The organism is Achromobacter sp. CF-sbj1-Ac2-l, from assembly GCF_052698165.1.
Map to the genome: position 1 here is coordinate 6,148,679 of NZ_CP199855.1, position 19,524 is coordinate 6,168,202.

Below are 19,524 nucleotides of genomic sequence, written 5' to 3' on the forward strand. Positions count from 1 at the left end.
GGCGGGACCGGAGATACCCGTAAAATCGCCGCGATGAGCAAGCCGCAGAATTCCTCCAAAAAAGACAAGCCCGCCAATAACGGTTCCCCGATATTGCGTTTTTTCGTCAAGACCGGCATTTTCTTTGCCGGCCTGTTCCTGTGCGGCGTGCTGCTGGCGGGCATGGCGCTGGCGCTGGCCTGGCCCAACCTGCCGGACCTGAACGCCATGACGGACTACCGCCCGCGGGTGCCGCTGCGCGTCTACACGGCGGACAAGGTGCTCATCGGCGAATTCGGCGAAGAACGCCGCAACGTGCTGCGCTTCAATGAAATCCCGGACGTGATGAAGTCCGCGGTGCTGGCGGCCGAAGACGACCGCTTCTACCAGCACGGCGGGATCGACTGGACCGGCGTGGTGCGCGCCGGCCTGACCAACCTGATCAACATGTCCAAGACGCAGGGGGCCAGCACGATCACCATGCAGGTGGCGCGCAACTTCTACCTGTCGTCGGAAAAGACGTACTCGCGCAAGTTCTACGAACTGCTGCTGACGTTCAAGATCGAATCGGAGCTCACCAAGGACCAGATCCTCGAGCTCTACATGAACCAGATCTACCTGGGTCACCGCGCCTACGGCTTTGCGGCCGCCTCGCGCACCTACTTCGGCAAGCCGCTGTCGGAAGTGACCCCGGCCGAAGCCGCCATGCTGGCGGGCATCCCCAAGGCCCCGTCGCGCTTCAACCCGATCTCCAACCGCCCCCGCGCCGAGCTGCGCCAGCGCTACGTGCTGGGCCGCATGCTGTCGCTCGGCTACCTGACCGAGCCTGAATACAAGACGGCGATGGCGCAGCAGATCGTCATGAAGTCGGCCGAAGGCACGCCGGCCGGCGGCTACAGCATCCATGGCGAATACGTGGCCGAACTGGCGCGCCAACTGCTGTTCAACGTGTACCAGGACAACGTCTATTCGCGCGGCATCAACATCTACACCACGGTCCAGTCCAAGGACCAGGAAGCGGCCTACCGCGCCGTGCGCGAAGGCGTGCTGGAATACACCCGCCGCGCGCCCTACCCCGGCCCCGAGGAACAGCTCGACCTGCCCCCGGGCACCGAAAACAACCCGCAGGCCCTGGACGAATTCCTGGACGGCGTGTTCGACAAGTTCAGCGACAGCGGCGACCTGCTGACCGCGCTGGTGCTGTCGGCCAGCCCCACCGAAGTGAAGCTGGCGCGCAGCTCGCGCGAGATCATCACCGTCACCGACAAGAAGGTGCTGGGCGTGGTGGCGCGCGCGCTCAACGATAAGGCCAAGCCCGAGCAGCGCATCAAGCGCGGCTCGGTGGTCTACATCCGCAAGCTGGGCGACAACTGGGAAATCATCAACCTGCCGTCGGTGCAAGCGGCGTTCGTGGCACTGTCGCCGCAGGACGGCGCGATCCGCGCCATGGTCGGCGGCTTCGACTTCTACCGCGGCAACTTCAACCGCGTGACGCAGGCCTGGCGCCAGCCCGGCTCGAACATCAAGCCGTTCATCTACGCCGCCTCGCTCGAGCGCGGCCTGACGCCGGCCACGCAGATCTCCGACCAGCCGTTCGAGCTGACCGCGGCGCAGACCGGCTCCAAGGCCTGGAACCCGAAGAACTACGGCAACCAGTACGAGCCCATGCTGACGCTGCGCCAGGGCCTGTACAAGTCCAAGAACATGGTCTCGATCCGCATCCTGCAGGCCATCGGTCCGCAGTACGCACAGGACTACCTGACCCGCTTCGGTTTCGACAAGGCGCGCCAGCCCGCGGTGCTGCCGCTGGCGCTGGGCGCCGGCTCGGTGACCCCGCTGCAACTGGCCGGCGCGTTCTCGGTGTTCGCCAACGGCGGCTACCGCGTCACGCCCTACCTGATCGACCGCGTCACCGACAGCAGCGGCAAGATCGTGATGCAGGCCAAGCCCACCGTGGCCGGCGACGCCGCGGCCCGCGCCATCGACCCGCGCACCGCCTGGATCATGGACGACGTGCTGCGCGGCGTGGCCACCTACGGCACCGCCGCCCGCGCCCGCGTGCTGCTCAAGCGCAACGACATCGCCGGCAAGACCGGCACCACCAACGAATCCGTGGACGCGTGGTTCTCGGGCTACACGCCGTCGCTGGTGGCCACCGCCTGGCTCGGCTTCGACCAGCCCAAGTCGCTGGGTTCGCGCGAAACCGGCGGCGGCGTGGCCATGCCGATCTGGGTCGACTACATGCAGGACGTGCTCAAGGGCGTGCCGGAAGAAAAGCCGCGCCCCCGTCCCGACGGCATCATCGTCGAGAACGGCGAGTACTACTTCTCGGAATTCCCGCCCGGCCAGGCGGTGGCCCGCCTGGGCCTGCCGCAGGCCGATACGCTGGGCGAGTTCCTGAACGGCCTGAACAGCGACAGCGGCGAGGACAACCGCATCAAGGTGGCGCCTGGCGTGGGCACGCAAAGCGCCCAGCCGTGGTCGCAGAAGATCCCGTTCTGAATGGAATGAAAAAGGCCGGCGATTCGCCGGCCTTTTTTTGCGGGACGCTACAGGCGGATCGTGACGGGCACGCCCGCCGCGGCGGAACAGATCTGCGATAGCGCGTCGGGCAGATTCGGGCCGCCTCGGGTATCGTTCCAGTGCTGGCCGTCGTAGCGGTAGTGGAAGCCGCCGCTGCGTGCGGCCACCCACAGTTCCTGCATGGCGGCCTGGCTGTTCACCACCACGTGGGTATTGTCTTCGAACACCATCGTCAGCACATTGCCGCTGCGGCTGGTTTCGACGTCGACGTCGAGCGAAGCCGCCCAGTCATCGGCCTGGCTTTCGATGCTGTTCAGCACCTGGTCGATCAACGCAAGAAATTCGGATTCGGTCATAATCGAGCCTGCAAGAATTACGGAGTTCCCAGTGTTCCAATTGGCATTCAGCCGCATGTCTCTTCGCATTGTAGCCACGCTGTTGGCGACCGGCATGGTTGCGGCCTGTGGCTACAAGGGTCCGTTGTACATGCCCACGCCTGACGGCAAGCCGCCGCCCCCCGGACAGCGACAAACCACGCCCCAGGTGCCGCAGATACCATCCGCGCCCTCCCTGCCATGACCGCCGCGTTCCCGGTTCCGCCCGAACTGGCCGGGCATCCGTACTTCCAGTACCGCAATAACGTGCTGTACGCCGAAGACGTGCCGCTGGACCATCTGGCCGAAAGACTGGGAACGCCGCTCTATGTCTACTCCCGCGCGGCGCTCAAGGCCGCCTGGGAAACCTACCGCAGCGCCGTTGGGCAGCGCCCCGTGCAGGTCTGCTACGGCATGAAGGCCAATTCCAACCTGGCCGTCCTCAAGGAATTCGCCCGTCTCGGCGCGGGCTTCGACATCGTCTCCGGCGGTGAATTGAAACGGGCCCTGGCCGTGGGCGCCGATCCCGCCCGCATCGTCTTTTCCGGCGTTGGCAAGCAGGCCTGGGAAATGCGCGCGGCGCTGGCCGCCGGCGTCATGTGCTTCAACGTCGAATCCGAAGCCGAATTGCAGCGGCTGTCCGACGTTGCCCAGGAAACCGGGCAACGCGCTCGGGTGGCGCTGCGCGTCAACCCGGATGTCGACGCGCAGACCCATCCCTATATTTCCACCGGCCTCAAGGAAAACAAGTTCGGCATCCCCATCGGGGCGGCGCTGGACGCCTACCGCAGCGCCCGCCTGCTGCCTGGTCTCGAGATCACTGGCCTGGACTGCCACATCGGCTCGCAACTGACCGACATCAGTCCCTACTTCGACGCGCTGGGAAAGCTGCTCGACCTGGTCGCCGACCTGGACGGCATCGGCATCCGCCTGTCACACCTGGACCTGGGCGGCGGCCTGGGCATCCGCTACCGCGACGAAGTGCCGCCCTCGCCCAAGGCCCTGCTGGATCATGTGTTTCAGCGCCTGCAGGCGCGTGGCCACGGCCATTTGCGGCTGGTGCTCGAACCCGGCCGGTCGCTGGTCGGCAACGCCGGCGTGCTGCTGACCGCCGTCCAGTACCTGAAGCACGGCGAGGCGCGCAACTTCGCCATCGTCGACGCCGCCATGAACGACCTGATGCGTCCGGCGCTGTACGACGCCTGGCACGGCCTGCGGCCGCTGCGACCGCGCGCGGGCGACACGCTCGAATACGACATCGTCGGCCCGGTCTGCGAAAGCGCCGACTGGCTGGCCCGGCAGCGCGCGCTGGCGCTGGAACAAGGCGACGTGCTGGCGCTGGAATCGGCGGGCGCCTACGGCATGACCATGGCCGGCAACTACAACACCCGCCCACGCGCGGCCGAGGTCATGGTCGACGGCGACCGCTATCACGTGGTGCGCCAGCGCGAAACGCTGGACGACCTGCTGCGCGGCGAGTCGACGCTGCCCTGAACGCGCCCTGGCTTTCCAATGAAAAAGGCCCCGTCGAAGCGGGGCCTTTTGCCGTGCGCCAGATCAGAGCTGGCCGTAGGAATGCAGGCCCGACAGGAACATGTTCACGCCCAGGAAGGCGAAGCCGGTGATCAGCAGGCCCGTCAGCGCCCAATAGGCCGCCATCGTGCCGCGCAGGCCCTTGATCAACCGCATGTGCAGCCAGGCCGCGTAGTTCAGCCAGACGATCAGCGCCCAGGTTTCCTTGGGGTCCCACTGCCAGTAGGCGCCCCAGGCGTCCGCGGCCCACAGCGCGCCCAGGATGGTCGCCACGGTGAAGAAGGCGAAGCCGATGGCGATGGCGCGGTACATGATGTCGTCCAGCACCTCCAGCGGCGGCAGCGCGGCGGCGATGCGGCGCCGGCCCAGCAGGATGGCGCCGACGATCACGGCGCCGATGCCGAAATACAGCATCCAGGTGGCCGACAGGCCGTCGGTGCGGAACACCATCGGCTCGGCGCACAGCAGCACGCCCAGCACGAACAGCGGCGCCAGCTTGAGCCACGACGAGGTCTGGCCGTGCTGCTTGACCAGGTAGGCGAAGCCGACCATCGCCGCCAGCGAGAAGGTGCCGTAGCCGATGAAGTTGGCCGGCACGTGCAGCTTCATCCACCAGCTCTTGAGCGCCGGCACCAGCGGCTGGATCTGCCCGGCATCGCGCGTGAACGAATACCACAGCAGGAACACCACCGCCGAGGTCACCACCAGCAGCACGAAGCCGCCCAGCGCGCGCGTGGCGTACTTGCGTTCGTAGTACAGATAGAACAACGCCGTGATCAGCGCGAACAGCACGAACACTTCGTACAGGTTGCTGACCGGGATGTGGCCCAGATCCGGGCCCATCAGGTGGCCCTCGCGCCAGCGCACCAGCAGGCCGGTGACGCCCGCGAACACCGCGCCCCAGGTCAGGGCCGTGCCCAGCCAGGCCGCGGTAGGGCTGAAGAAACCGATCCAGTAGCAGACCATGGCCAGCGCGAACAACGCGCTCATCCACAGGATGGCCGACTGCGACGAGAACAGGTATTTCAGGAAGAACACCTGTTCGGCCCGCGCCAGATCGTTGCCGTAGAGCATCAGCGCCAGGCCGGCCGCGATCGCACAGGCCACCATCAGGCGGCGCAGGGGCCGCCACAGCCAGCCCATCCAGGCCAGCACCGGCACGGTGCCGCACAGGATGATCTTCTCGTAGTAGTCCATGGCGCCGCTGAAACGCGTCAGCGCGAAACCGGCGCCCGCCGCCAGCAGCAGGAAGAACACGATGTCCGTCCAGTCCGGCCGGCCGCGCTGCGCGCGGCTGTCACCGGTCTCGGACAGGCTGTCCTGCCATAGGTTGTCGGGCGTGGGGGAATGCGTGGTGGTCGTCGTGGACATAGGAAACCTTAAGACCCTTTCTGGCGCAGCAGCGCCTGCTTGAAGCGATCGAACTCCTGGTTGAAGTCGAGTGTACGCTTCTGCGACGTCATCGCCGCCAGGATGCCGCTGCCGCCTTCCTGCGGCTTGATCCAGATCCAGACGCGACGATCCCGAATATAGAACATCGAAAACACCCCCAGGACCAGCAACAGGCTGCCCAGGTAGACCGTATTCTTGCCCGGCGTGCGGCTGACCTGGAACACGCTGGCCTGCACGTGGTTGAAATCGGCCAGGGAGAAGAAGACCGGCGCCGGATAAACCGTCAGGTCGGACAGGGCCGCCACCGCCAGGCGCGACCAGAGCGCGGCACGCTCGGCCTCGGGGCCTTCTGTGGGCACGGGCGGCAAGCCGGCGCGTTCGCGCTCGACCGCCCGCAGTTCGTTCATGCTGGCGCCGATCAGGCGGATCACCACGTCCGCGGCGCGCTCCAGGTCGGCGGCCGGCGTGTTGGCCTGCAGGAACGCGGCCACGGCCTGCAGGCCGCCGGAGGCATAGGTTTCCAGCGCGCGCTCGGCCGCCGTCTGCAGCGGCTGGCGGTCGGCGCCGCTGGGGCTGTTGCGCTCGGCGAAGCGACGGGCCGCCTCCTGTCGCGCGGCGGGATCGGCCAGCGTCGCGCGCAGCCGCATGAACTCGGCCACGGAACTGTCGTCATCGGCCGGGATGCGCAGATAGCGGAACGGTTCGGAGGCATTGTTGCGCACGCCGGCCAGGAACACGCTGGCGCCATCCAGTTGCACCGGCAGCATGTAGTTCTGGAACTCGTGGGCCTGGCCCGCATCGTCGATCAGCTTGTATTCGACGCTGGGACCCACGTTGCGCAGGTTTTCGTTCTTCTTGCCGGCGGCGCTGCCGGACACGGAGGCCACATGCTCGGCGAAGCTCTGGTTGCCGCCCTTGGGATCGCCGCGGGTCAGGTCCTCGACGTTGATCGGACGCAGGGCCGTGATTTCCACGCCCATGCTGCGCGGGCCACGCGCAGTGTTAGCGCTTACTTCGGAAGTCTTGCCCACGGTGCCGTCAACATTGAACGTGGCGCTGTCGGCGCCCACCAGCGGGTAGCCTTTGAGCACCACCGTGCTGCCGCCATCATCGAAGCTGGACTGGTACACCGTCATGCCCTTGAAGCGCAGCGGCTCGTTCACCTCGATGGTCGAATCGAAACGCTTGCCGGTATCCGGATCGGTCACTTCGACTTCGCTGGCGAAGCGGCTGGGCATGCCGGTCGAGTAGTAATCGACGATGAATTTCTTGAGCTTCAGCGTGAACGGCATCGGCTGCACCAGCGCGCCGTCGCCCACCATCACGACCGCGGTGCTGGCCTGGCCGTTCTCCGGCACCAGCACGCTGGCGCGGAAACTGGGGTTGTTGACCGACAGGCGGCCGCTCTCCGGCACCTTGGAAATCAGCATGTTCTCGACAATGGGTTTCTTGCCGCCAAACATGACCTGCAGGCGCACCGGCAGCTCGCTGTCGAGCAGGCCGCCGATACAGATGATGACCATGGCGGCGTGGGCGAACACGTAACCCAGCCGGTTGGCGCTGCCCTTCTTGGCCGCCAGCAGCACGCCCGTGCTGTCCTGGCGCTCGCGCACCGCATAGCCCATGCGCTTGAGCAGCGCCGTCAGGCCGGCCGCGGTCCGCGGCACGTCGGTGGGCGCCTCGGTCTCGACCCGGTGCGGAAAGGCCCGCAGGCTGCCGCCGCGCACGTGCTCGCGGAACGAACGCGCGTCGCGCAGCATCTTGGGCGCGTTGCGGATCAGGCAGACGGACGTTGAAATGACCAGGAACGCCATGATCAGCAGGAACCACCAGCTGTTGTAGACGTGCCAGATCGAGAACTTGTCGAACACCTCGAACCAGAACGGCCCGAACTGGTCGATGTAGTTGTTGGACGAGCGGTTTTGCTGCAGGACCGTCCCCACCAGGCTCGCCACGCAGATGAACATCAGCAGGCTGACGGCGAAACGCATCGAGCCCAGCAATTCAAACAGATCGCGGGGCAGGCTGCGCAGGGAGGGACGGGAGTGTGTTTGAGTCGAATTCATGAAAAAAGGGGGGCCGCGCGATCGGCTACCCCCCTCGTAGACAGCGCATGACGGAATCAGGTTCCGCCATGCCAGGTTGCGTGAACGCGGACCAGCCGCGCGCGTGCCAGCGTACGGCTACCGCAGGCCAGCCGCGTAGTCCGCCACGGCCTTGATGTCGGCATCCGACATCCGGTCGGCCACGGCGTGCATCACGTCGTTGGCGCGATCGCCGCTGCGGAACAGCTTGAGCTGCTCTTCGATGTACAAGGGGAACTGGCCCGACAGGCGGGGGTACTGGCCCGGAATGCCCGCGCCATTGGCAGAATGGCATGCGGCACAAGCCGGAACATTGCGCTCGGGCAAACCGCCGCGCCAGATCTTTTGACCCAGGTCAACCAACTTCTCCTGGCCGGCCGTGGCGGGTTCTTTCAGCGGCTGCTGCGCCAGGTACAGCGCAATGTTCTGCATGTCTGCCGGCGTCAGGTTCTGCGCCATGGCGGTCATGGGGGTCGGATTGCCGCCGGGGCCATTGCGCACCGGCAGCTTGGCGCCCTGCTTGACCTGGAAGTCGGTCAACTGCTTGACCAGGTATTCGTGGGGTTGCGCGGCCAGGTTGGGATTCACCGGGATGGTGCTGTTACCCGCCGCGCCATGACAGGACGCACAGGCGATGATGCCGCGCGAGGCATCGCCCTGGTCAAACAACTGCCCGCCCTTGGCGGCATCCGGCTTGGCCGGGCCCGCGGCGCCGTCAGCGGCGAAGCTCGTAGTAGAAAAGGCGGAGGCGCCGAGCAACAGCCCGCTCGCAACCAACATCCGGGACAGCACACGCTTCATGAAGACCTCGACGATCACATCGATCAAGGCGCAAAAAGGCGCCCACGCCTGCCCGCACATCTGGAAAACCGTATCGAACCTGATTTGCCCGTTTGCCTGCGCGTCAAAGGCGGCAGTACCTTCGAAGCCGGATGACCGGCGGGTACGAAATGCCCTCAACGGTAAGCAAAAGAGACGGCTCCGCGCACGGGGACCACTGTTGCAAACGCCGGATTATACAATAGGGCTCGAAACCAACTGTAGCCAAAGCCATCCGTGTCCCTCCTACATCGCGCCTCTTTCCTTACGTCGGCCGCTCGCCTCGACCAGTTGCCGCCTCCTGACGCGCCCGAGGTTTGCTTCGTCGGCCGCTCCAACGCCGGCAAGTCCACGGCCATCAACGTGCTGTGCAACCAGCGCCGCCTTGCCTTCTCCAGCAAGACGCCGGGCCGCACGCGCCTGATCAACATGTTCGGCCTGCCCGACCCGTTGAACCCCGAAGGCCACATCGGCTACCTCGTCGACCTGCCCGGCTACGGCTATGCCTCCGTGGCCCGCGACGAAAAGGAAAAATGGGCCGACATCCTGGGCGGCTACCTGCGCGACCGCGAATCGCTGGCCGGCATCGTGCTGCTCATCGACATCCGCCGCGGCGTCACCGAACTGGACCGCCGCCTGGCCAATTTCATCGCCCCCACCGGACGCCCGGTGCTGGCGCTGCTCACCAAAGCCGACAAGCTGCCCTACGGCCAGCGCGTGCGCACCGTGTTCTCGGTGCGCAAAGACCTGGCGGACATCGGCGCCCTGCACACCATCCCCTTCTCGGCGCCGGAGCGCATCGGCCTGGAAGAAGCTGGCGCGCACATAGAAAACTGGATTTCTCCCAAGGTCGTACCATGAACCCGCAGATCATCACCCCCGACTTCCCGGTTTCCCGCCCCCGCCGCCTGCGCCGCGACGACTACACCCGCCGCCTGGTGCGCGAGAACGCCCTCACCGTCAACGACCTGATCTATCCGGTCTTCGTGGCCGAGGGCAGCGGGCTGAAACAGGCCGTGCCGTCGCTGCCGGGCGTGGTGCGCTATTCGCTGGATACGTTGCTGCCGGTGGCCGAGGAATGCGTGGCGCTGGGCATCCCGGTGCTATCGCTGTTTCCCGCCATCGACCCGGCGCTCAAGACGCCCGACGGCATCGAAGCCACCAACCCCGACGGCCTGATCCCGCGCGTGGTGCGCGAACTGAAAAAACAATTCCCCGACCTGGGCGTGCTGTGCGACGTGGCGCTGGACCCGTACACCAGCCACGGCCAGGACGGCGTCATCGATGAAAACGGCTACGTCGTGAACGAGCCCACCGTCGAGATCCTCGTCAAGCAGGCCCTGACACAGGCCGCGGCCGGCGTCGACATGGTCGCCCCCAGCGACATGATGGACGGCCGCATCGGCGCCGTGCGCCGCGCGCTGGAGGCCAACGGCTACATCCACACCCAGATCATGGCCTACTCGGCCAAGTACGCCAGCGCCTTCTACGGCCCGTTCCGCGACGCCGTGGGCTCGGCCACCAATCTGGGCAAGTCCAACAAGATGGCCTACCAGATGGACCCGGGCAACCTGGACGAAGCGCTGCGCGAAGTTGCCGCCGACCTGCAGGAAGGCGCCGACATGGTCATGGTCAAGCCCGGCATGCCGTACCTGGACGTGCTGCGCCGCGTCAAGGACACCTTCCGCGTGCCGACTTTCGCCTACCAGGTGAGCGGCGAATACGCGATGATCAAGGCGGCTTCCGCCAATGGCTGGCTGGACCACGACAAGGTCATGATGGAAGCGCTGCTGGCGTTCAAGCGCGCCGGCGCCGATGGCATCCTGACGTACTTCGCGATCGAAGCGGCGCGGCTGCTCAAGCAGCAACGCTGATCCCGGCTGGCGGGGCCTGCTCGGCCCTGCCCCGCTCGTCATCCGCGCGCCTCGGCATGAAACGCGCACACGAAACGCGCCCATGCAACGCCAACTACCGGCGGGCCCTCGCGGCCCGCCGCGTTTTCAGCGCGATGCCGGCGCGCCGCGGCGCAGGCCCAGCCAGGTGCCACTGAGAATGCAGGCCAGCCCCGCCACGTGCACCAGCGTGACGTGCTCGTCCAGGAACAGCGCGGCGAACAGCAGGCCGAAGATCGGCAGCCAGTTCACGAACAGCGCCGCGCGGCTGATGCCCAACCGGGCGATGCCCGCGTTCCACAGGATGTTGCTGACACCCGAGGCGATCACTGCCGAGAACAGCAGCACCAGCCACGGCCACCAGGTCATGCTCCAGTTGTCCGCGTCATACGACGATGGCGTCATCGCCGCGTGCACCATCAGCATCAGGCCGCCGGCCAGGTACATGTACCAGAGCATCGCCAGCGGATCGAGCGTGCGCGAGATGCGCTGGATCACCAGCCCGCCGAACACAAACACCGCCACTGCCAGGAACACGATGGCGTCGCCCCAGCCGGTCAGGCCAATCTGCGCGCCGCTGCCCACCACCACCATCGCCACGCCGGCCAGGCCCAGCAAGGCGCCGGCGATGCGCAGCCATGTCAGCCGCTCGCGATAGAACAGGGCCGCCAGCAGCGCCGACAGCAAGGGGCTGGTGGCCATCAGCAGCGTGCCGTTGGCGGCCGACGAGAACTGCAGCCCGTACACCAGCGCGGTCTGGTGCGCATACACCACCAGGAAGCCCGCCAGCGCCACCCAGGCCAGTTCCACGCGTCCCAGCTTCGGAATGCGGCCGCGCCGCGCCTTGACGATGAGGGTGACGGCGACGAACGCCACGGCGATCCGCAAGGCCGCCAGGGCGCGGATATCCATGTGCTGCGTCAGATACTTGATGGAGACGATGTTCAGGCCCCAGGTGGCCATCACGAACATCAATTGCAGATAGATCAGACCGGTGCGGTCCTGGCTTGCATCGACTGTCGGAGACGTCACGGGCGCCGGCCTGAGGGGTTGGAGGCGCCGCCCACGCGGCGCGAACCCTCATGGTAGCGGCCGGCCGCCGCTCAACGCAATAGCACGCGGTCCAGCGACTCGGTGAAGCGCTTGGCGTCCTGGAAGCCCACCACGCGCGCGTCCGGCAATTCCTTGCCGCCGGGTTCGAAGAACATGATGCCCGGCGGGCCGAACAGGCGGAAACGCTTGAGCAACGCCCGATCGTCGGCATTGTTGGCGGTCACGTCGGCCTGCACCAGCAACATGCCGGCCATGCGTTGCGCCACGCCCGGATCGGTGAAGGTGAAGCGCTCCATCTCGCGGCACGACACGCACCAGTCGGCGTAGAAGTCCAGCATCACCGGCTGCGTGCTCGCGGCCAGCAGCGCGTCCAGCTCGGCGTTGTTGCGCACGCGCTTGAACTGCAGCTCGCCAGCATGCGCGGCGGCGCCCGAGGCCGCCGGGCCGCCGGAGGCAAAATGCGACAGCGGCTGCAGCACGTCGCGGCCGCCGCTGGCCGCGCCAATCAGCCACGCGGCGGCGGCCAGGGCCAGCAGCAGGCCGATGCCCTTGCCGAACATGCGCGCCGAGCCGGCGCCCGCCGGCAATGCGTCGAACGCGCGCAGCATCACCGCGCCGACGATCGCCAGGAAGGCCCAGCCCGTCATCTGCACCCAGGTCGGCACCACCGGAATCAGCATCCACCAAGCCGTCGCCAGCAGCAGCATGCCGAACAGCCGCTTGACACCGTCCATCCACGGCCCGGCCTTGGGCAGCAGCGCGCCCGACGAGGCGCCGACGATCAGCAGCGGCACGCCCATGCCCCACGCCATCGCGAACAGGGCCGCGCCGCCCAGCACCACGTCGCCGGTCTGCGAGATGTACAGCAGCGCGCCAGCCAGCGGCGCGGCCACGCACGGCCCGACGATCAGCGCCGACAACGCGCCCATCAGCAACGCGCCGGTGTAACGGCCGCCAGGAATGCGCGACGAGCGCTCGGCCAGCCGCGCCTGGATGCCGGACGGCATCTGGAAGGTGAAGGCATCGAACATCGCCAGCGCCAGCACCGCCAGCAGGATCGCGAACAGCGTCAGGATCCACGGCGTCTGCAGCCACGCGGCCAGGCCCGCGCCGCTCAGGCCGGCGGCCACGCCCAGCGCGGTATAGACCACCGACATGCCCAGCACGTAGGTCGCCGCCAGCGCCAGGCCCCGGCCGCGCGTCGGACGTTCCTGGCTGGCGCCGCCCAGCACGATCGAGGACAGGATGGGAATCATGGGCAGCACGCAGGGCGTGAACGCCAGCAGCAGGCCCAGCACCAGGAACACGCCGGCCGTCTTGATCCAGCCCAGCCCGCCCAGGGCATCGGCCAGGCCGGTGTCGCCCGCGTTCACCAGCGCGCTCAGGCCACCGCCCGAAGCCACCGGCGCGGCCGAGGCGCCGCCGCTGCCCGCCAGCGCGTAGCCGCCCGCCACCGGCGTCAGCTTCACGCTGCTATCCATCGGCGGATAGCACAGGCCGGCATCGGCGCAGCCCTGGCCGGTCAGCGTCAGCGTGAACGGCTGGCCGCCAGGCGTCACCGGCACGCGGATCAGCACGTCCTGGTGATAGACCTCCATGTCCTTCTCGAAGGTCGGGTCGTATTTGACGTCGCCCTTGGGGTAGACCGGCTCGCCCAGCGTGGCCGCGCCCAGCGGACTGATGCTGATGCCGAAGCGCTCGCGGTACATGTAATAGCCCGGCGCCACCCGGAAGCGCAACTCGACGGTATCCGGCGTGGCCATCGCCGCGCTGAAGACGAAGGCCTTTTCGGGTTCGAGGAACTCGGCCTCGGCGCGCGCCGGCGCGTGCCAGGCCAGCCACAGCATGGCCATGGCCAGCAGCGCCAGCAGCTTGGGGAAAAAGGCACGCATCGGTGCGCCGGTTCGGACCGCGGGTTGCAACATCAGTCTCTCTTGTTCTGCTCGATGGCCGTCTGCTGGCGCACCCAGTCGAGATAGGGCGCCGCGCCGCCGATGACCGGCAGCACGATGATTTCGGGCACGTCGTAGGGATGCATCTGCGCCAGGGCCTGGACCACGGCCGGGTGGCGCGCGTAGGTGGTCTTGATGTGGATGGGGATTTCCTCGGCCCCTTCCACCTCGCCTTGCCACTGGTAGATGGACAGGCCCGACGCCCCAAGGTTCACGCAGGCGGCCAGGCCATCCTCGACCAGCACGTGGGCGATGCGCTTGGCCAGCAACAGGTCCGGCGCATTGCTGATGACCAGCACGACGTCGTCATCGCGCAACATGGAGCCTCCTGGGAATACCCGTGTGGGATGTAACTCGGGGTATTTTATCGGTATCGCCGCCCGCGCCCGCCGACAGTCAGACCCGCGGCCACCGCGCACCCATTCCCTCCGAGGCAAGCATGTCCGATAACTGCCTGTTCTGCCGCATCGCCCGCCACGACATCCCGGCCCACATCATCCACGAAGACGACCGCCTGATGGCCTTCCTGGACATCCAGCCGGTGCGCCCCGGCCACACGCTCATCATCCCCAAGCAGCACTATCCCTACTACGAGGACATGCCCGCCGACCTGGCCGGCCATATCGTCAACCTGGGGCAGAAGCTCGGCCGCCACATGAAGCGGCTGTACGGCGTGGACCGCGTCGGCTTCGCCTTTACCGGCATCCACGTCGCGCATACCCATGCGCACGTGATCCCGATGCATCATCCACAGGACGTCACCTCGACCCAGTACATCGAGCAGCAGGACCTGACCTTCCGCATGCCGCCGCAGGCGCCCCAGGAGGCCCTGGCGGCCACCGCCGCGCAATTGCGAGGGGAACTGTACGCCTCATAGCGTGCGGCGCGCCTGCGCCGCCTGGACGGCCCGCAAGCGCCGCGCAAAAAACAAGGGCGGGTCCGAAGACCCGCCCTTGTCGCTTATCTAGACACCGAAACTTATTCGGCGCTGTCCTCAGCGGCCTCATCGACTTCCGGACGGTCGACCAGCTCCATGAAAGCCATGGGCGCGTTGTCGCCTTGACGGAAACCCATCTTCAGCACGCGGGTGTAGCCGCCGTTGCGGGCCGCGTAGCGCGGGCCGATTTCGGCGAACAGCTTCACCACGGCGTCGCGATCGCGCAGACGGGCAAAAGCCAGACGCTTGTTCGCGAGGGTGGGTTCTTTACCCAGCGTGATCAGGGGTTCGATGACGCGGCGCAGTTCTTTCGCCTTGGGCAGCGTGGTCTTGATGGCTTCGTGGGTGATCAACGAAACGGCCATGTTGCGGAACATGGCAAGACGGTGACTGCTGGTGCGGTTGAGCTTACGCAAGCCATTACCGTGACGCATGATAAGTATCCTTTGAATCTAATGAAGGCGTTTCCGCCATCGGGTTATCCGGCTCTTCTATCAACCTGCGATCAGGCCGCGGTCCGGTGGAAAACGGTGCATTTTACGACGGTTTCGCAAACCGCCCGGCGGTGAGGCCGGGCGCCGCGGGAAACGCCCCCGCGAGAGGGGCGCCACCCTGCAAGACTTACGGACGCTCCAGGCCCAGCGGGGGCCAGTTTTCGAGCTTCATGCCCAGCGTCAGGCCGCGTGCGGCCAGGACTTCCTTGATCTCGTTGAGCGACTTGCGACCCAGGTTCGGGGTCTTGAGCAGTTCGTTCTCGGTGCGCTGGATCAGGTCGCCGATGTAGTAGATGTTTTCGGCCTTCAGGCAGTTGGCCGAACGCACCGTCAGCTCCAGGTCGTCGACCGGACGCAGCAGCACCGGGTCGATCTGCGGCGTGCCGCGGACCGGGGCTTCGTACGAATCGCCGGCGCCTTCCAGGGCGGCGAAGACCGAGATCTGGTCCATCAGGATGCGAGCCGACTGGCGCACCGCTTCCTCGGGCGAGATGACGCCGTTGGTTTCGATGTCCAGGACCAGCTTGTCCAGGTCGGTGCGCTGTTCCACACGGGCGCTTTCAACCGCGTAGCTGACGCGGCGGACCGGGCTGAACGAGGCGTCCAGGACAATGCGGCCGATGGTGTGGGTGCGGTCTTCCGACAGCGCGCGCACGTTGCCCGGCACGTAGCCGCGGCCCTTCTCGACCTTGATCTGCATTTCCAGCTTGCCCGCGTCCGTCAGGTTGCAGATGGCGTGGCCGGGGTTGATGATCTCGACGTCGTGCGGCAGCTCGATGTCGCTGGCCAGCACGGTGCCGGCGCCGGTCTTGCGCAGGACCAGGGTGACTTCGTCACGGTTGTGCAGCTTGAAGACCACGCCCTTCAGGTTCAGCAGGATGTCGACGACATCTTCGCGAACGCCCGGGATGGTCGAGTATTCGTGCACCACGCCCGTCATCTGGACTTCGGTCGGCGCGTAGCCGGTCATCGAAGACAGCAGGATGCGGCGCAGGGCGTTGCCCAGCGTATGGCCGTAGCCGCGCTCGAACGGCTCCATCACGATCTTGGCATGGTGGGTGCCGACCGGTTCGACTTCAATGGAGCGCGGCTTCAGGAAACCTTGAGTGGACATGTACTGTGTTCCTTTTCAATACCCTCGGCTCGTTACACCGATAAGGCTGATGGACAGGTTGAAACGTGAAACGCGGGCAGCGCAAAAAGCCGCCCGATACTTACCGCAAAGCCCGCCCCGCCAAAAGGCGGAAAGCGGGCTGCTGCGAGACTTGCAAACCGGTCGCGAAACCAGCGTGCCAGCACCTTGCGAAGGAGGCGCCGGCAGGCGTGATTAACGCGAGTACAGTTCGACGACCATCGATTCGTTGATGTCGCGAGCGACGTCAGCGCGATCGGGAGCCGACTTGAACGTGCCGGTCAGCTTGGTCGTGTCGACTTCCACCCACTGGGGGATGCCGATGCTGGTGGCCAGGTCGAGCGATTCCTTGATACGGCCTTGCTTCTTGGCCTTTTCGCGGATCGAGATGACGTCGCCAGCCTTGACCAGCATCGAAGCGATGTCGGCGGTGTGGCCGTTCAGTTCGATGGCGCGGTGGCTCACCAGCTGGCGAGCTTCGGCGCGGGTCGAGCCGAAGCCCATGCGGTAGACGACGTTGTCCAGGCGCGATTCCAGCAGCTGGATCAGCGTTTCGCCGGTGTTGCCACGGCGACGCTCGGCTTCAGCGAAGTACTTGCGGAATTGCTTTTCCAGCACGCCGTACATGCGCTTGAGCTTTTGCTTTTCGCGCAGCTGCAGGCCGTAGTCGGAAGTGCGGGCACCCGAAGTGCGGCCGTGTTGGCCAGGCTTGGAGTCCAGCTTGCACTTGGAATCCAGCGAGCGGCGGGCGCTCTTCAGGAACAGGTCAGTACCCTCGCGGCGCGAGAGCTTGCATTTGGGTCCAATATAACGTGCCATGTGGATTCCCTTTAGATACGACGACGCTTCGGCGGACGGCAGCCGTTGTGCGGAACGGGCGTGATGTCGGCGATGGACGAGATCTTGATGCCCAGCGCGTTCAGGGCGCGGACCGACGATTCACGGCCGGGGCCGGGGCCCTTGATACGCACTTCCAGCGTCTTGATGCCGTATTCCAGCGCGACACGGCCGGCCGTTTCAGCGGCGACCTGCGCGGCGAACGGGGTCGACTTACGCGAACCCTTGAAGCCAGCACCGCCCGACGTGGCCCACGACAAAGCGTTGCCCTGACGGTCGGTGATGGTGATGATGGTGTTGTTGAACGAAGCGTGAACGTGCGCGATGCCGTCCGAGACGTTCTTCTTGACCTTTTTGCGCACGCGCGAAGCGCCGCTGGTGGAAGCTTTCGCCATAATCCAGTTCCTCGATTATTTCTTCAGGGACGCAGCAGCACGACGCGGGCCCTTGCGGGTGCGGGCGTTGGTGCGAGTGCGCTGGCCGCGCACGGGCAGGCCGCGCTTGTGGCGCATGCCGCGGTAGGTTCCCAGGTCGATCAAACGCTTGATCGAGAGCTGCACTTCACGACGCAGGTCACCTTCGACCGTGAACACACCAACGTGTTCGCGGACGCGTTCCAGTTCAGCGTCGCTCAGATCCTTGACCTTTTTGTCAAACGGGACGTTAGCCGCTTCGCAGATCTTGCGAGCGCGCGTACGACCGATGCCAAAAATGGCGGTCAGGCCGATCTCGGCGTGCTGATGCGGCGGAATGTTAATGCCAGCAATACGGGCCATGACTGTTCCTTGAATAAATCCGTTGCGTAGTCGCTAACCCGAGTTAGCCTTGACGCTGCTTGTGACGCGGGTCGGTGCAGATAACGCGCACCACGCCGTGACGTTTGATAACTTTGCAGTTGCGGCAGATCCGCTTAACCGATGCCATTACTTTCATGGTTGACTCCTAATTTTCCGTAATCCGGTTTCGCTCACTTGGAGCGGAAAACAATCCTGGCTCGCGTCAGGTCATAGGGCGTGAGCTCCACTGTGACCTTGTCACCCGGCAGGATCCGGATGTAATGCATACGCATCTTGCCGGAAATATGGCCCAACACCACGTGGCCGTTTTCGAGCTTGACGCGAAATGTCGCGTTCGGGAGGTTCTCAAGAACCTCGCCTTGCATCTGAATGACGTCGTCCTTGGACATCTTTTGCTTACCGCATCGGCAAACCCGCGCCCTTGAAGTTAGCCTTCTTGAGCAACGAGTCGTACTGGTGAGACATCATGTAGGCCTGGACCTGCGCCATGAAATCCATCGTCACCACCACAATAATCAACAGAGACGTACCACCGAAGTAGAAGGGGACGTTCCACCGCATCACCAGGAATTCCGGCAACAGGCACACCAACGTGATGTAGATGGCACCTGCGAGCGTCAGACGCATCAGGATCTTGTCGATGTAGCGGGCCGTCTGTTCGCCCGGACGGATGCCCGGAACAAACGCACCACTCTTCTTCAGGTTGTCCGCCGTTTCGCGGCTGTTGAACACCAGAGCCGTGTAGAAAAAGCAGAAGAAAATAATCGCGACCGAATACAGCGTGATGTAGAGCGGTTGACGAGGCGACAGGGCCGCAGCCAGGTCGCTAAGCCAGCGCATGTTCTCACTGCTGGAGAACCAGCTCGTGATCGTGGCCGGGAACAGGATGATCGACGACGCGAAGATCGGCGGAATCACCCCGGCCATGTTCAGCTTCAGCGGCAGGTGCGAGCTTTGACCACCGTAGACCTTGTTGCCGACCTGACGCTTGGCGTAGTTCACCGTGATCTTGCGCTGTCCGCGTTCCACGAACACCACAAAAGCGGTAACCAGCACCACCAGGGCCACGATGAACAGTGCCGACAGCACGGACATCGCGTTGGTGCGGACCAGGTCCAACAGTGCAGCCAGCGCCGCGGGCAGGCCCGCAACGATACCTGCGAAGATCAGGATGGAAATCCCGTTGCCGAGACCGCGTTCCGTGATCTGCTCACCCAGCCACATGACGAACATGGTGCCGGTGACCAGGGTCACGACGGTCGTGAAGCGAAACAGCATGCCCGGATCGATCACAAGTCCCTGCTGGGACTCAAGCGCAACCGAAATGCCCACTGCCTGCACCAGCGCCAGCACGACCGTGCCGTAGCGGGTGTATTGGGTAATCTTCCGACGGCCGGCCTCGCCCTCTTTCTTGAGCGCTTCCAGCGACGGCACCACCACCGACATCAACTGCATGATGATGGATGCCGAAATGTACGGCATGATCCCCAGGGCAAAAATCGAGAAGCGCGAGAGCGCCCCGCCCGAGAACATGTTGAACAGGCCCAGGATCCCGCCCTGGTTCTGACGGAACAAGTCCGCCAGCGCGTCCGGGTTGATACCCGGAACGGGGATGTGTGTACCCAAACGGTAAACCACCAGGGCGAGCACCAGGAACACGAGGCGGCGCTTGAGGTCGCCGTACCGCGTTCCGGTTTTACCCAATGCCTGCGCGTTAGCCACTCGT

Annotated in this window: 21 protein-coding genes; 6 read left to right on the top strand and 15 right to left on the bottom strand. The window is 65.5% G+C overall.

All coding sequences use genetic code 11. The features are described from left to right. The first annotated feature begins 33 nt into the window (after positions 1-33). A complete protein-coding gene (locus tag ACUDCK_RS28230; protein ID WP_049077212.1) occupies positions 34-2,481 on the top strand; it encodes a penicillin-binding protein 1A in 2,448 nt (815 codons plus the stop codon). A 47-nt stretch (positions 2,482-2,528) separates the two neighbouring features. On the opposite strand, the gene cyaY is transcribed toward ACUDCK_RS28230, so the two are convergent. Beyond that, the gene (gene cyaY, locus ACUDCK_RS28235; RefSeq protein WP_049077214.1) at positions 2,529-2,858 is read right to left on the bottom strand and encodes an iron donor protein CyaY; all 330 of its coding nucleotides are present in this window, start codon (positions 2,856-2,858) and stop codon (positions 2,529-2,531) included. Between the two features lie 94 nt (positions 2,859-2,952). Here cyaY and lptM point away from each other — a divergent pair, with 94 nt between their 5' ends. Next, the gene (gene lptM, locus ACUDCK_RS28240) at positions 2,953-3,081 is read left to right on the top strand and encodes an LPS translocon maturation chaperone LptM (protein WP_240806493.1); all 129 of its coding nucleotides are present in this window, start codon (positions 2,953-2,955) and stop codon (positions 3,079-3,081) included. Next, the gene (gene lysA, locus ACUDCK_RS28245; protein ID WP_175167912.1) at positions 3,078-4,370 is read left to right on the top strand and encodes a diaminopimelate decarboxylase; all 1,293 of its coding nucleotides are present in this window, start codon (positions 3,078-3,080) and stop codon (positions 4,368-4,370) included. The genes lptM and lysA overlap by 4 nt, the downstream gene beginning before the upstream one ends. A gap of 63 nt (positions 4,371-4,433) precedes the next feature. Here the strand turns inward: lysA and ccsB are convergent, their stop codons facing one another. The 3 genes from ccsB to ACUDCK_RS28260 all read right to left on the bottom strand — a co-directional run bounded on the left by ccsB (position 4,434) and on the right by ACUDCK_RS28260 (position 8,686). Further along, positions 4,434-5,780: a c-type cytochrome biogenesis protein CcsB gene (ccsB, locus tag ACUDCK_RS28250; RefSeq protein ID WP_006392019.1), complete on the bottom strand. Its 1,347-nt coding sequence runs from the start codon at positions 5,778-5,780 to the stop codon at positions 4,434-4,436. Positions 5,781-5,788: 8 nt separating this feature from the next. Next, positions 5,789-7,867, bottom strand: coding sequence for a cytochrome c biogenesis protein ResB (locus tag ACUDCK_RS28255; RefSeq protein WP_175167911.1), 2,079 nt, complete (start codon positions 7,865-7,867; stop codon positions 5,789-5,791). A 117-nt stretch (positions 7,868-7,984) separates the two neighbouring features. Beyond that, the gene (locus ACUDCK_RS28260) at positions 7,985-8,686 is read right to left on the bottom strand and encodes a c-type cytochrome (protein ID WP_100503279.1); all 702 of its coding nucleotides are present in this window, start codon (positions 8,684-8,686) and stop codon (positions 7,985-7,987) included. Positions 8,687-8,941: 255 nt separating this feature from the next. Between ACUDCK_RS28260 and yihA the strand changes: the two genes are divergently transcribed. Both yihA and hemB read left to right on the top strand, forming a co-directional pair. Next, positions 8,942-9,565, top strand: coding sequence for a ribosome biogenesis GTP-binding protein YihA/YsxC (gene yihA, locus ACUDCK_RS28265; RefSeq protein WP_049077223.1), 624 nt, complete (start codon positions 8,942-8,944; stop codon positions 9,563-9,565). Next, positions 9,562-10,578: a porphobilinogen synthase gene (gene hemB / locus ACUDCK_RS28270; RefSeq protein WP_049077224.1), complete on the top strand. Its 1,017-nt coding sequence runs from the start codon at positions 9,562-9,564 to the stop codon at positions 10,576-10,578. The genes yihA and hemB overlap by 4 nt, the downstream gene beginning before the upstream one ends. Positions 10,579-10,704: 126 nt before the next feature. Here the strand turns inward: hemB and ACUDCK_RS28275 are convergent, their stop codons facing one another. The 3 genes from ACUDCK_RS28275 to cutA all read right to left on the bottom strand — a co-directional run bounded on the left by ACUDCK_RS28275 (position 10,705) and on the right by cutA (position 13,921). Beyond that, positions 10,705-11,568, bottom strand: coding sequence for a DMT family transporter (locus ACUDCK_RS28275; protein ID WP_049077226.1), 864 nt, complete (start codon positions 11,566-11,568; stop codon positions 10,705-10,707). Positions 11,569-11,699: 131 nt separating this feature from the next. Beyond that, a complete protein-coding gene (dsbD, locus tag ACUDCK_RS28280; protein ID WP_059272866.1) occupies positions 11,700-13,541 on the bottom strand; it encodes a protein-disulfide reductase DsbD in 1,842 nt (613 codons plus the stop codon). Positions 13,542-13,573: 32 nt separating this feature from the next. Further along, positions 13,574-13,921, bottom strand: coding sequence for a divalent-cation tolerance protein CutA (gene cutA / locus ACUDCK_RS28285; RefSeq protein ID WP_175167910.1), 348 nt, complete (start codon positions 13,919-13,921; stop codon positions 13,574-13,576). A gap of 119 nt (positions 13,922-14,040) precedes the next feature. On the opposite strand from cutA, the gene ACUDCK_RS28290 reads away from it, so the two are divergent. Then, positions 14,041-14,478, top strand: a complete 438-nt coding sequence (locus tag ACUDCK_RS28290) for an HIT family protein (protein WP_175167909.1) — start codon at positions 14,041-14,043, stop codon at positions 14,476-14,478. Positions 14,479-14,579: 101 nt separating this feature from the next. On the opposite strand, the gene rplQ is transcribed toward ACUDCK_RS28290, so the two are convergent. The 8 genes from rplQ to secY form a co-directional block, all read right to left on the bottom strand. Further along, positions 14,580-14,972, bottom strand: a complete 393-nt coding sequence (rplQ, locus tag ACUDCK_RS28295; protein WP_006389635.1) for a 50S ribosomal protein L17 — start codon at positions 14,970-14,972, stop codon at positions 14,580-14,582. A gap of 187 nt (positions 14,973-15,159) precedes the next feature. Then, complete coding sequence (locus ACUDCK_RS28300; protein ID WP_006216514.1) at positions 15,160-16,146, bottom strand: DNA-directed RNA polymerase subunit alpha; 987 nt, start codon at positions 16,144-16,146, stop codon at positions 15,160-15,162. A 213-nt stretch (positions 16,147-16,359) separates the two neighbouring features. Next, positions 16,360-16,983 carry a 30S ribosomal protein S4 gene (rpsD, locus tag ACUDCK_RS28305; protein WP_006389633.1) on the bottom strand — a complete coding sequence of 208 codons (624 nt, stop codon included), beginning with the start codon at positions 16,981-16,983 and terminating at the stop codon, positions 16,360-16,362. Between the two features lie 11 nt (positions 16,984-16,994). After that, entirely contained in the window at positions 16,995-17,396 is a 402-nt protein-coding gene (rpsK, locus tag ACUDCK_RS28310) for a 30S ribosomal protein S11 (protein WP_006216516.1), read from the bottom strand. 15 nt (positions 17,397-17,411) lie between these two features. Continuing rightward, positions 17,412-17,777, bottom strand: a complete 366-nt coding sequence (gene rpsM, locus ACUDCK_RS28315) for a 30S ribosomal protein S13 (RefSeq protein ID WP_006389632.1) — start codon at positions 17,775-17,777, stop codon at positions 17,412-17,414. Between the two features lie 43 nt (positions 17,778-17,820). Beyond that, positions 17,821-17,934: a 50S ribosomal protein L36 gene (gene rpmJ / locus ACUDCK_RS28320; protein WP_003806928.1), complete on the bottom strand. Its 114-nt coding sequence runs from the start codon at positions 17,932-17,934 to the stop codon at positions 17,821-17,823. 34 nt (positions 17,935-17,968) lie between these two features. Then, the gene (infA, locus tag ACUDCK_RS28325; protein ID WP_003806927.1) at positions 17,969-18,187 is read right to left on the bottom strand and encodes a translation initiation factor IF-1; all 219 of its coding nucleotides are present in this window, start codon (positions 18,185-18,187) and stop codon (positions 17,969-17,971) included. Between the two features lie 7 nt (positions 18,188-18,194). After that, positions 18,195-19,520 (bottom strand): preprotein translocase subunit SecY, encoded by a 1,326-nt coding sequence (gene secY, locus ACUDCK_RS28330; RefSeq protein ID WP_006389630.1) that lies wholly within the window; start codon positions 19,518-19,520, stop codon positions 18,195-18,197. Between the last annotated feature and the right edge of the window lie 4 nt (positions 19,521-19,524).